The sequence below is a fragment of the Aeromonas sp. A600620 genome (assembly GCF_029479985.1).
Classification (GTDB): Bacteria; Pseudomonadota; Gammaproteobacteria; order Enterobacterales; family Aeromonadaceae; genus Aeromonas; species Aeromonas veronii_A.
On sequence record NZ_JAAKXB010000002.1, the window covers coordinates 343,331 to 356,066 of the forward strand.

Here is a 12,736-nt window from a genome sequence, read left to right on the forward strand (position 1 = left end):
TCCCTGGCCGATACCCCTTGTGAGATCGTGTGGAGGGCAAGCAATTGAACGCTTGGGTGTTGGGGTTGGTCAGCATATCCGTGAGTATGCAGTTACAGGCTGGGGTCACCGAATTTGGTGCCGGTCTGGATCAATCCGTCTGGCGTTTGACCTCCGATACCCAGATTGAGTGTCGCCTCGAGCACCCTATTCCCAACTGGGGAACGGGGGCCTTTGTCAGCCGCGCCGGGCGCAAGATAAACCTCGACTTCGAGCTCAAGGGCAAGCGGCCGCAGGCCCAGACCCAGACGGTGAGCCTTGGCATCATGCCACCGGTATGGCGCCCGGGAATAGCCGGGCGAGAAGTGAGTCAACTGCGCTTCTATCAGCAGTTTGATGGACTGGTGGAGGGGCAGACTGCCTGGACCATGCTCGACGAGCTGGAGGGGGGGCGGATGCCGACCTTCCAGTATCGGGACTGGTATCGCCAGAACCGCGCGGTGCGAGTGTCCCTCTCGTCAGTCAACTTTCGGGTGAAATATCAGGCTTTTATCGACTGTCTGAGCGGGCTGTTGCCCTACAGCTTCAACGATATCGCCTTTAGCGTGCTTACCTACGACAAGAACAGCGATCAGCTCTCCATCCCCTCCAAGCGGCGGCTGGCGATGATCAGCGAGTTTATCAAGGCGGACAAGAGCATCGACGTGGTGGTGATCGATGCCTACAGCGACAGCTATGGCGGCCGCTGGCCGAACCTGAAACTCTCCGAGAAGCGGGCCGATGCCATCAAGAAGGTGTTTGTCGATCTGGGGATTGATCCCGGCAAGATCTCGGTGGAGGGGCATGGCGAGAAGCAGCACGTTGCCTCCAACGAAACCGAACAGGGTCGTGCCAAGAACCGGCGGGTGGTGATCAGCATGGGGCGAAATGGCGAGATCTAGCTTTGCGGCCCGGTCAGAGAAGCATAAAAAAGAGCGCATCTGCGCTCTTTTTTGATCCTGCCATTAGGCCGTGAGATTAGGGCAGCTTAGAAGCTGTCACCCAGCCCGGTACCGGCATCTTTCTTGGCAATCAGTTCAATCTTGTAACCGTCCGGATCTTCGACGAAGGCGATGACGGTGGTGCCGCCCTTGACCGGGCCCGGTTCGCGGGTGATCTTGGCACCGGCGGCGCGCAAGGCGTCGCAGGTGGCATAGATGTCGTCCGCTTCCAGCGCGATATGGCCGTAGGCGGAGCCCAGTTCGTACTCGCTCACCCCCCAGTTGTAGGTCAGCTCGATCACCGCTTCATCCTTCTCGTCACCGTAGCCGACGAAGGCCAGGGTGTACTTGTACTCGCTGTTCTCGCTCTTGCGCAGCAGCTTCATGCCAAGGACGCGGGTGTAGAAGTCGATGGAGCGTTGCAGATCGCCGACACGCAGCATGGTATGCAGAATTCTCATTGCTCAGTTCTCCGGGTTGGTGATGTGTACTGCTTTCAATCTCGGTTGCGAGGCTATCAGCTTTCTGGATAGACCTTCTCTTTGTACTCGCACAAGTCCTCAATGATACAGGAACCACAACGGGGCTTGCGAGCCAGACAGGTGTAACGCCCGTGCAGGATGAGCCAGTGGTGGACATCCAGCTTGAACTCGGCGGGCACCACTTTGAGCAGCTTCTCCTCCACCTGATCCACGTTCTTGCCTACCGCAAAGCCGGTGCGGTTCGAGACCCGGAAGATATGGGTATCGACGGCGATGGTGGGCCAGCCAAAGGCGGTATTGAGGACCACGTTGGCGGTCTTGCGGCCGACGCCCGGCAGGGCTTCCAGCGCTTCGCGGTTCTCCGGCACCTCGCCACCGTGGCGCTCCAGCAAGATGGCGCAGGTCTTGATGACGTTCTCGGCCTTGGTGTTGAACAGGCCAATGGTCTTGATGTACTCCTTGAGCCCGTCCACCCCGAGATCCAGCATTGCCTGCGGGGTGTTGGCCACCGGATAGAGCTTGTCGGTTGCCTTGTTGACGCTGACATCGGTCGCCTGCGCCGAGAGCAGCACGGCGATCAGTAGCTCGAACGGCGAGTTGAAGTTGAGCTCTGTGGTGGGGTGGGGGTTGTTTTCCCGCAGTCGCTCGAGGATTTCTCTGCGTTTCTGGTTGTTCATGCCTTGCGTCCGATCATAGTTCGGTCGCCCGGACGCGAGCCGGGGCAACGTTGCAGTGGGCCACAGTGGTTGCCTGTTTGCGGTCCCGCCAGTCGTTGATGGCGTTCTTGGCGGCGATCAGCAGCCCCAGCCCGATAAAGCCGCCCGGCGGCAAAATCGCCAGCAGCAGGCTGGCATCGGCGTGGAACAGCTCGACGCGCAGGGACTTGGCCCACTCGCCCAGCAGCAGCTCGGCGCCATCAAACAGGGTGCCCATGCCGATGATCTCGCGCATGCCGCCCAGTACCAGCAGCACCAGGGTAAAGCCAAGGCCCATCATCAGGCCGTCGAGGGCCGCCAGCAGCGGCGGGTTTTTGGAGGCATAGGCCTCGGCGCGGCCGATGATGACGCAGTTGGTGACGATGAGGGCGATAAAGATGCCGAGCGCCTGATAGAGGCCATAGGTGTAGGCGTTCATCAGCAGCTGTACGCTGGTCACAAGCGAGGCGATGATCATCACATAGACCGGGATGCGAATATCCTTCGGCACCCACTTGCGCACCAGCGAGACGGCGAGGTTGGAGCAGACCAGCACTGCCATGGTGGCAAGGCCGAGCCCCAGCGCATTGGTAAAGGTGGAGGAGACGGCAAGGGTCGGGCAGAGCCCCAGCACCTGCACCAGCGAGGGGTTGTTCTTCCACAGCCCCTGACTCATCAGCTCCTTGAGCTCGCCCTTGCGGCTTTCCAGCTCGGCAATCGGGGCTGCGCCCGTTTCAATCTGTTCCATCTGGTTCATGACGGCTCGACTCCGTTAGTTCGCCGCCGGGCAAGCCGGGGCGTTGCTGAGCAGTTCGGGTTGCTCCTGCTGCAGTTTAAGCAGGTTCTTCACCGCCTTGACCACGGCTCGCGGGGTGATGGTGGCGCCGGTAAAGGCATCGAACTCGCCACCATCCTTCTTCACCGCCCACTGGGGCTCGTTGTCATGGGTCAGGAATTTTCCGGCAAAGCTGTTGATCCAGTCCGATTTCTTCAGCTCGATCTTGTCACCCAGGCCCGGGGTCTCGTTGTGAGCGAGCACGCGCACGGCTGTGATGGTGCCCTTGGCATCAAAGCCCGCCACGATGCGGATCGCCCCGCTGTAGCCATCCGGCGCGATCGCCTCCAGCGCATAGCCGGTCACCACGCCATTTTTGCTGGCGGTATAGAGGGCTTGCGGCTGATCGCTGCCGAGATACTTCCTGCTGGTCACCTGCTTGCAGCTGGCCACCAAATCGTTGTCATAGCTCCCCTCCGGCAGCAATACCGAGAGGGTCTGCTGCTTCTCCAGCTGTTGCTGGTGAGCGATTTTATCCTTGGTCAGCTCGTTGGTCAGTACCACCAGTGCGGTACAGCCCAGCGCGAACATCGCCAGAATAAGGCCGTTCTTGCGCATGCTCTTTAACATGTCCGGGCTCCGTCAGCTGTGATGGGGGAAAAGGGCAGAAACATCATTGGCGACGAGCTCCATACACTTTCGGGCGAGTCAGGCTGTCTATAAACGGCACACAAAGGTTGGCCAGCAGCACGGCGAAGGCGAACGCATCCGGATAGCCGCCAAAGCGGCGAATGATGTAGACCAGCACCCCGATCAGCACGCCATAGACCAGTCGGCCACGCGGCGTGGTGCAGGCACTGACCGGATCGGTGGCGATAAAGAAGGCTCCCAGCATAGTCGCGCCGCTGAATAGATGGAACATGGGCGTGGCAGTCGCATCCGGGCTCACCAGATAGCCGATGGTGGAGGCCGCCAGCAGGGCACCGAGAATGGCGGTGGGAATGCGCCAGTTGATCACCTTCTGTTGCAGCAGGAACAGGCCGCCCAGCAGATAGCCGAGGTTGACCCAGCTCCAGCCGATTCCGCCCCAACCCTCAAACAGCGGGCCGCTCAGGATCTCGCCGGTGGTGAGCCCCTGAGTCAGGCCGGTTTTCAGGGTATCGAGGGGAGTTGCCATGGTGAGACCATCCACCCCCTGCTTGAGCTGGGCCATGCTGTAGCCGTCGAGGCTAAAGCCGGTGAAGATGACCGACGCCGCATCACCAAAGCCGAGGCTGTAGGCGCGCACGCTCTCCGGCGGCAGCCAGCTGGTCATCTGCACCGGGAAGGAGACCAGCAGCAGCACATAGGCGACCATGGCCGGGTTGAACAGGTTCTGACCCAGTCCGCCGTAAAGGTGTTTGGCGACGATGATCGCAAAGGCCGTGCCCACCACCAGCATCCACCACGGCAGCAGCGGCGGCAGGGAGAGGCCGATCAGCACGGCGGTGAGCGCCGCACTGCCATCCATCAGGGCTGGCTTGATGGCGCGGCCACGGAGCTTGAGCACCAGCGCCTCGCACAGCAGCGCAGTGACCAGCGCCAGCAGGATCTGGATAAAGGAGCCCCAGCCGAAGAACCAGGTCTGGGCCAGCAAGCCCGGCACGCAGGCCAGGATCACCAGCAGCATCAGGGTTCGGGTCTGTTTGCGGTTATGGGCAAACGGCGCAGTCGCAATATTGAACATGAGTCTGTCGATTACCTTGTGGTTGTTCGGTCGGCTGACGGGGCATCTTCAGCGGCGGTCTCTGCGGCTCTGGCTGCCTCGGCCGCCAGCTTCTTCGCCTTGGCGCGGGCCACCGCGGCTGCAATGGCCGCTTTTTTCGGATCAACCGGGGCATCAGCTGCAGGAGCGTTCGCTTCAGGCACGGCAGTGACGGCAAGTGGTTGCTCACTGCTGGCTGCATCGCTTTGCATCGGCTCGGCCGGTGCGCGCTCACCCTCAGTTCCGGCACTCTCTACCTGAGTAGAGGCACTTTCTACCTCAGCACCGGCATTTTCTACCTCAGCACTGGTACTTGCGCTCTGCTGGGCCAGTTTTTTTGCCTTGGCCCGGGCGATGGCTGCGGCGATAGCGGCCTTCTTGGGATCGACCGCTTCACTTGCAGCCGTATCGCTGTGGCTGGTGGTTACTTCGCTCTTGGCTACCGCCACGTCGCGGGTCTGTGCGCTGGCAGCTGGCTCACTCTTCGCATCCTCAACACCGGCACTTTCGCCCTGCTGGGCCAGCTTTTTGGCCTTGGCGCGGGCAATGGCAGCTGCGATAGCGGCTTTCTTGGGATCGACCGCTTCGCTGACAGCAGATAGCGCATCGCTTTGGGTTACAGCGGATTCGCTGGTGCCAGCATTTGCAGTCAGGTCGCCCTCTGCGCTGTCACCCTGCTGGGCCGCCTTCTTGGCCTTGGCCCGGGCGATGGCAGCAGCGATAGCCGCTTTTTTGGGATCGACAGCTTCGCTGACAGCAGATGGCGCATCGCTTTGGGTTGCTGCCGTTTCGCTGGTGCCAGTATTTGCACTCAGATCGTCCTCAGCGCTGTTACCCTGCTGGGCCGCCTTTTTGGCCTTGGCACGAGCGATGGCGGCAGCAATTGCCGCTTTTTTGGGATCAACAGGCGCATCGCTTTGCGAGCCTGCGTCTGCTACCGCGCTGTTGGCTGCGCTTACCGGTTCACCATTCGCCTCGGCCTTTTTGGCTTTGGCACGGGCAATGGCTGCGGCAATTGCTGCCTTTTTCGGATCAACTTCTGCCTTTTGCTGATCAGCATCTACCGCAGGCGCAGCAACGGCTTCGGCAGTCACAGGCTCGGCGCTATCGCCAGCCTGAGCGGCCTTTTTGGCCTTGGCGCGGGCCAGTGCGGCAGCGATGGCTGCTTTCTTGGGATCGCTGGCGGGGTCAACCGCCTCGGTGGATTGCGCCGCAGCGGCTGTTTCGCTGTTTGCGCTTTCCGCCAGTTTGGCGGCGCGGCGTGCCTCCGCTTCCCGTTTGCGCGCTTCGCGGGCGGCAATCACCGCGCTGTTGTCAGGCAAGCCCTCGGCGGTGGCGGCAATGGCTGTGATGGGCGCATCCTGCTTGGCCTTGATGCGAGCGAGGGCGGCGGCAACCGGATCTTCGCCGCCTGCGGCCGTCATGGTCTGACGGCGCTGGGCGGCGGCTTCGGCATGGCGCGCTTCGCGGGCTGCTTTCTCCCGCTCGAAGCGGGCCTGCTTGGCTTCGAAACGCTGCTTGGCGCGCTCGGCTTTTTCGGCCTCGGCGCGGGCTTCGCGAATGTCGTCTTTGGCAATCTTGTAGTACTGCACCAGCGGGATCTCGCTGGGGCAGACCCAGGCGCAGGCGCCGCACTCGATGCAGTCCATCAGGTTGAGCTTCTCGGCCTTGTCATACTCCTTGGCCCGGCTGTACCAGTAGAGCTCTTGCGGCAGCAGGGTGGCTGGGCAGGCATCGGCGCAGGCGCTGCAACGGATGCAGGGCTGCTCCGGGCCGGGGGCGGGCAGTTCGGCCTGCGTCGGCGCCAGCAGGCAGTTGGTGGCCTTGACCACAGGCACCATGGCGTGGGGCAGGGTAAAGCCCATCATGGGGCCACCCATGATCACCCGCTGCTCCGCTTCCGGTTGCAGTTCGAAACGCTGCAACAGCCAGCGTACCGGCGTACCCAAGCGCACCCAGGCGTTGCCGGGCTTCTTGAAGCTGTCGCCGGTGAGGGTGACGATCCGCTCGATCAGCGGCTCGCCGTCGATAATGGCGCGCTTGATGGCAAACACGGTGGCGACGTTGAGCACCATGATGCCGATATCGACCGCGCGGCCCCCCTTGGGCACCTGACGGCCGGTCAGCAGCTCGATGGTCTGCTTGGCACCGCCAGAGGGGTACTTGGTCGGCACCGTCTTGACCAGCACATCTTCGTCGGTGGCGTGACGGGTCAGTTGCTCGATCGCCTCGGGCTTGTTGTCTTCCACCCCGATCAGGGTGAGTTTCGGTTTGAGCAGGTGCTTGAGCACCCGGATGCCATCCATGATCTCGTCGGCGTACTGCTGCATCAGCCGATCGTCGGTGGTGATATAGGGTTCGCACTCCAGCCCGTTGACGATCAGGATCTCGGTGAGCTGGCCGCGGCCGTCGAGCTTGCTGTGGGTGGGGAATACGGCGCCGCCAAGGCCCGCGACCCCTGCCTGCTGGATGCGCTCGAGCAGCTCGCCCCGCTCCAGATTCCAGTAATCGGCTTTGCCATTGCGCTCGCCCCACTCATCCTCCCCATCCGGGGTGAGAATGACACAGAGATCACCGAGCCCGGAGGGGTGGGCAACCGTGTGGTTGCCAATCTCGGTGATGGTGCCGGAGGTGGAGGCATGGACAGGGACGACCCGCCCCTTGGCATAACGGGTCAGCGGCTGACCCTTCTTGACCTTGTCGCCCACCTGCACCAGCAGATCGCCGGCGGGGCCTGCGTGCTGGCGCAGCGGAATGATGAGGCGTGGCGGCAGACCGGCGTCTACCACCGGGCTCTGGCTTGATTGCAGCTTGTTGTCGGCGGGGTGAATGCCACCGTGAAAGTCCCAGAGCGTGCCGGCTTTGATACGTTCGAGTAAGGAATGCATGGTTGCTCCGCTGTTTATTCCACTATCTTGACCGGAATCTTGCCCGGAACATGCACGTTATTGAGATCCCACTTCCAGTTATCGACCGTGGTGGGCACCGGGATCATCTCGATGCAGTCGGTCGGGCAGGGATCGACACAGAGATCGCAACCGGTGCACTCGTTGGCAATCACGGTATGCATCGCCTTGGTGGCGCCGACGATGGCATCCACCGGGCAGGCCTGAATGCACTTGGTGCAGCCGATGCACTGATCTTCGTGGATAAAGGCGACCTTTTTGACCGGCACGGCGGCCTCGTCACTGCCCCCCAGCGGCTGGGGCTCGACCCCCATCAGATCGGCAATCTTGCGCATGGTGGCCTCGCCACCGGGTACGCATTTGTTGATCTGATCGCCGTTGGCGAGCGCCTCGGCGTAGGGTTTGCAGCCGGGATAGCCGCACTGGCCACACTGGGTCTGGGGCAGCAGGGCATCGAGCTGATCGACGATGGGGTCTGCTTCCACATGAAACTTGACGGCGGCAAAGCCCAGGATAATCCCGAACGCCAGCGCCAGCAGGGTGAGCACCAGAATGGCAAAGAGAATATGGATCATGGTTATATCTTGATAAGGCCGGTAAAGCCCATAAAGGCCAGCGACATCAGACCGGCGGTGATCATGGCAATCGACACCCCGCGAAACGGCGCGGGCACATCGGCGGCGACCAGACGCTCGCGCATGGCGGCAAACAGGATCAACACCAGCGAGAAGCCGGTGGCGGCGCCAAAGCCGTAGATCACGCTCTGGATAAAGTCGTGTCGCTCATTGATGCTGAGCAGCGCCACCCCGAGCACCGCGCAGTTGGTGGTGATGAGCGGCAGGAAGATCCCCAGCAGGCGATAGAGGGTCGGGCTGCTTTTGCGCACCACCATCTCGGTAAACTGCACCACCACGGCGATCACCAGAATAAAGGCGAGGGTGCGCAGATAGGCGATATCCAGCGGCAGCAGGATATAGTGCTCCACCAGATAGGAGCTGGCACTGGCGAGGGTCATCACGAAGGTGGTCGCCAGCCCCATGCCGATGGCGGTTTCCTGCTTGCCGGAGACCCCCATAAAGGGGCAGAGGCCGAGGAATTTCACCAGCACGAAGTTGTTAACCAGCACGGTGCCGATCAATAAAAGCAGGTACTCAGTCATCAATTACCGTCACTGAAAGTCGGGTTATCGGGGTTTGAAGGCGGGCGGTATTATCTGACGTTAGGGCCAGTTAAACAACCGCAAGGCCGCATGGTTATTATGCAACTGGATAATTTAGCCGGGGTTTTGGGCAAGAATCCGGTGGGTTTTGCGTCATCTTCCCACCGGGTGAGAAGCCTTACTAACCAACAGCCAGTTTGGCGGCCTCTTTCCACATAAATGGCGGCATCGGAGTAGTGAGACGCCATTTAATGTTCATCGGTTGGCTGCCAGTGTGGGATACGTACTCCACCTCACCAAAGTTCACAAAGCCAAGGGTGCGGCCAAATTCATCTTTGCTCTGCTCACGAACGAACAGAAACAAGCGCTTACCTTCTGCTCTGTGGTTTATGTAACTCAGCCCCTTACCCCGTTCTGGGCGAGCGCTGTTTTGGCTCTGCCAATGAAACAGCGACTCGTTGATGGCGTAGTCGTGATAACGGGTAGTGGGGGAGAAGTGCTGTTCCGTTTTGTTCAAGGTCACGAACAGCAACTCGATATTTTGCTCTGCGATGACATAGACCCCTTCGCGAGCCGTGGGTTGCTGCGCGAAGGTGGTCGCACCAAAGCCAACCAGCACCTGCTCTCTGGCATAGCGAGCATGCAGTTGCAGCGGATTACCGGGAAGGTTTGGCATGGCGCTTTGTTCGTGTTGCACCCGGTTGAGCAGCATGGGCAACAGATCTGCCAGCTCGGCCCTTAACTCTGGTTGATTGAGTTGTTTCAGGCTGTGCGCCAAGGAGCTAAAGCCTGCATTGGGGCCGCTCTGTTGCCAGAAGTCGTAATGGCACATCAAGGCCATACGTTCATCGTGTTCGGCCCTTAAGGTAAAGGCGTCTGCCACCAAGGTTTGTAAGAATTTCAAGTAATGGAGCGCATCGCAGCCCAATAGCCGGGTTTTGATGGCCCGGGTGTAGAGGGTCGACAGCTTCTCATCGCTCATTTCAGAAATGGTATGGTTGCTAGCCTGTTTGACCAAGGCGCTCCAGTTACCGCGCTTGTAGATCTCCTCAAGGCTGATGTGAGGGTAGAACTTCAAAAAGTTCGCCAGCGTCAGTGGTAAATCACAGTCCTGTGAGAAACGGCGGATCAGGCCCATGAGGCGTGAGGTATTGAGGGTCGCCTTCTTGATATTGCTCAGAATTAACTCTTGGGTCTGTTTTGAGAGTTCGATGCGGCAGCCCAAGGGGGCGTGAGGGAAGCCCTGTTTGATCTCGTGGCTGATCGCCTTATTAGTTTTACCCACCAGTGCCCGGAATTTCTGGGCAAAGTCATACTCAGCACGGGCATTGCCAACAAAGTCCAACACGGTGCAGCACTCTTTATCGCTCGCCAGCCGCAGGCCGCGCCCTAATTGCTGCAAGAAGATAGTGAGGCTTTCCGTTGGTCGTAAAAATAGCAAGGTATCGACTTCCGGGATATCAACCCCTTCGTTGAAGATATCCACCACGCAGAGAATATTGATAACGCCGGTACGCAAATCTTGTTGTTTGCTATACCGTTCTTCTCGGTTATCGCTGGTGAGAATATCAGCCTTGATGCCCTTCAATAAAAAGGCCTTGCGCATAAAATCGGCATGTTCACGGCTCACACAAAATGCCAGCGCTTTTATCTTGGTAATATCGGTGACGATCTCATTGAGGCTCTGGACTATTTTCTGTACCCGCTGCTGGTTATGGGTATAGATATTGGTGAGTTCAGTGATGTCATAACGGCCATTTTTCCAAGCCACTTGGCGCAAGTCAGTATCATCATCGATACCAAAATATTGGAACGGACAGAGATGGCGACGATTGATGGCCTCGGGCAAGCGGATCTCTGCTGCGATGACACCACAAAAGTCGGCAAGAATATCACCGCCATCATGGCGCTCTGGCGTTGCGGTTAATCCCAACAGAATGTGAGGTTCAAAGGCGGCGAGCAGACCGCGATAACTGGCCGCCGCAATATGGTGAACCTCATCAATGACGATGTAATCGAAATAATCTGGGCTAAGAGGTAAATTAGCCAGCTGGTTATTCAAGGATTGCACCGAGGCAAATAGTTGACGGTAGTGGGTTGGCACGGCGCCGCCGACTAAGAGTTCGCCAAAATTGGATTGCTTGAGCACACCGCGGTACGAGGCTAATGCTTGGCGCAAGATCTCCTCTTTGTGGGCGACAAACAGGAACTTGGCATCGGGTTTGGTTTTCAGAAAACGCGCAAAATCAAAAGCGGAGATCAGGGTTTTCCCTGTACCGGTGGCCGCAACCACCAAGTTACGGAAGCGCTGGTGTAAAGCGCGCTCCATCGCCAATTGTTCAAGGATCTCCAGTTGATGGGGAAACGGCGTGATATCAAAGAAATAGGCAGGGCTATTTTTGTCCCCATCCCCACGGGCCTCTTGCAGTGCATGCTGCAATTTTGTACGGCTTTCGAGCTTGCCATCAAACAGCTCAAAATCATCGGATTCCCAATAGGTTTCAAAGGTACTCAGGGATTTCTCGATAATATGAGGGATCTCTTGCGAGGTGATTTTTAGGTTCCACTCCAAGCCGCTGGTGAGGGCAGAGTGAGAGAGATTGGAGGAACCTATATAGCCGGTATGAAAGCCGGTATTTCGGCAAAAGAGATAGCTCTTGGCATGCAACCGCTCGCGCTGGGTGTTATAGCTGAGTTTGACTTCGGTATTTGGGAGGCTGGCTAAAAATTCAACTGCCTTGGCATCGGTCGCCCCCATATAAGAGGTAGTAATTACTTTTAATTGGCGGCCGCTGTGAGTGAACTCTTCCAGCTCATGACGGAAAATCCGGATACCTGCCCATTTGATAAATGAGACCAGCCAGCAGATGCTATCTGCCGATAAAATTTCCCGTTTAATCTCCGACTCCATCGACAAACCCGCATTGCTGCCACAAAACAGTTCGCTCTGAGTGAGACCTGTCAGAGGGAAAATATCCTCGGCATATTGCTTTAAATTGGCGGAGATGGGGTTATCCAACTGGTAGAGTGCTGTCAGAATTTTTCCCTGACTATCGATGAGGTTCTCGCCAATAAAGTCTGGGTCTTGGGTGCGATCCTTTAGCCAAAGCAATAACTGGTTAGCCAGCTCAATCTGCCGTTGCAGCTGATCCTCTCCAGTTACCGAGCCCACCGCATATTCCAAAACCCGGCTCAGAAATCTGGATAACCAAACTGCCGCTTCGGCAGGCTCAAGTTGGCGTTCCCCCACGTAAAAGCGCTCGCGGTCGAGTCGAGATGTCAGCAGTTGAGTAATGAGCTGTTCATAAATACCGCATTGTTGCATCGCACTTTAGCCTTGAACGTTGTACATGAGGGTGGCGAGAAGAGTATCATTTTTTCCAACCAAATCAGTAAGCTGTTGTCGCCTGTTACTCGTTTGAAAATCGCCCCGGTTTTCGGTAATAAAGCCCGGCAGTGACAATCACAGGGAGGTGGTGATGGATCCGGTTTCCTATCTTTTTTCGGCTTATCTCAATCTGGTACAGCAGCAGGTTGCGGATATCTATGGCACTGAGGCCAAGACGCTGGTGGTGCAGTATGAGGGGGAGTCGGTCCCGTTCTCTTTTCAGCTGTGGCAGATCCAGCAGCCGAGCGTTTGTCGTCCCTACCAGCAGGATGTTCGGCGTTTTAGCCAGTGCACGGTCAAGGCGTCCGCCCTGTTTCACAAGCTGTGCGATGACTTGACCCGGCAGGATGACAGCAGTTGGCAACTGCCCAAATTTCGCACCATGTACTGCTCGGCGGCCATCAGTTATCGGCCGATGATTGCAGAGATTGGGGATGCCAAGCAGAGTCCTGCCAAGCTGGCGGAGCGCGCCTGCAATCAGGCGATTCTGGCGGCAATGGACAGTGACGATGACGCCCTGCTGGCCCAGCGGGAGAAAGCGTGCGCAGCGGTGCAGTAAAGCGAATTTATCTGACCAGATCATTTGCGCTCGCTTTGCGCGTCACGACACACATGGGCTTCCCCTTGC

The 12,736-nt window shown here is 58.5% G+C and carries 11 protein-coding genes; 2 read left to right on the forward strand and 9 right to left on the reverse strand.

What is annotated here, in order from left to right; all coding sequences use genetic code 11:
* Positions 1–44 precede the first annotated feature (44 nt).
* Positions 45–920: a flagellar protein MotY gene (locus tag G5533_RS04180; protein WP_005337611.1), complete on the forward strand. Its 876-nt coding sequence runs from the start codon at positions 45–47 to the stop codon at positions 918–920.
* 86 nt (positions 921–1,006) lie between these two features.
* Here the strand turns inward: G5533_RS04180 and gloA are convergent, their stop codons facing one another.
* From gloA to G5533_RS04225, 9 genes are all read right to left on the reverse strand, one after another.
* The gene (gene gloA / locus G5533_RS04185) at positions 1,007–1,420 is read right to left on the reverse strand and encodes a lactoylglutathione lyase (RefSeq protein WP_005347113.1); all 414 of its coding nucleotides are present in this window, start codon (positions 1,418–1,420) and stop codon (positions 1,007–1,009) included.
* A 56-nt stretch (positions 1,421–1,476) separates the two neighbouring features.
* Positions 1,477–2,118, reverse strand: coding sequence for an endonuclease III (gene nth, locus G5533_RS04190; protein WP_005337609.1), 642 nt, complete (start codon positions 2,116–2,118; stop codon positions 1,477–1,479).
* Between the two features lie 13 nt (positions 2,119–2,131).
* Positions 2,132–2,893: an electron transport complex subunit E gene (locus G5533_RS04195; protein ID WP_421254901.1), complete on the reverse strand. Its 762-nt coding sequence runs from the start codon at positions 2,891–2,893 to the stop codon at positions 2,132–2,134.
* 15 nt (positions 2,894–2,908) lie between these two features.
* Entirely contained in the window at positions 2,909–3,541 is a 633-nt protein-coding gene (rsxG, locus tag G5533_RS04200; RefSeq protein WP_005359614.1) for an electron transport complex subunit RsxG, read from the reverse strand.
* Positions 3,542–3,584: 43 nt separating this feature from the next.
* Positions 3,585–4,637 carry an electron transport complex subunit RsxD gene (gene rsxD, locus G5533_RS04205; protein WP_005337606.1) on the reverse strand — a complete coding sequence of 351 codons (1,053 nt, stop codon included), beginning with the start codon at positions 4,635–4,637 and terminating at the stop codon, positions 3,585–3,587.
* 11 nt (positions 4,638–4,648) lie between these two features.
* On the reverse strand, positions 4,649–7,543 hold the full coding sequence (gene rsxC / locus G5533_RS04210) for an electron transport complex subunit RsxC (protein ID WP_441254533.1): 2,895 nt from the start codon (positions 7,541–7,543) through the stop codon (positions 4,649–4,651).
* A 14-nt stretch (positions 7,544–7,557) separates the two neighbouring features.
* A complete protein-coding gene (gene rsxB, locus G5533_RS04215; protein ID WP_005350799.1) occupies positions 7,558–8,136 on the reverse strand; it encodes an electron transport complex subunit RsxB in 579 nt (192 codons plus the stop codon).
* Between the two features lie 2 nt (positions 8,137–8,138).
* Positions 8,139–8,720: an electron transport complex subunit RsxA gene (gene rsxA, locus G5533_RS04220; protein WP_266135085.1), complete on the reverse strand. Its 582-nt coding sequence runs from the start codon at positions 8,718–8,720 to the stop codon at positions 8,139–8,141.
* Positions 8,721–8,901: 181 nt separating this feature from the next.
* Positions 8,902–12,045 carry a DUF3427 domain-containing protein gene (locus G5533_RS04225; protein WP_441254534.1) on the reverse strand — a complete coding sequence of 1,048 codons (3,144 nt, stop codon included), beginning with the start codon at positions 12,043–12,045 and terminating at the stop codon, positions 8,902–8,904.
* A gap of 154 nt (positions 12,046–12,199) precedes the next feature.
* Here G5533_RS04225 and G5533_RS04230 point away from each other — a divergent pair, with 154 nt between their 5' ends.
* On the forward strand, positions 12,200–12,667 hold the full coding sequence (locus G5533_RS04230; protein WP_441254535.1) for a hypothetical protein: 468 nt from the start codon (positions 12,200–12,202) through the stop codon (positions 12,665–12,667).
* Positions 12,668–12,736 lie beyond the last annotated feature (69 nt).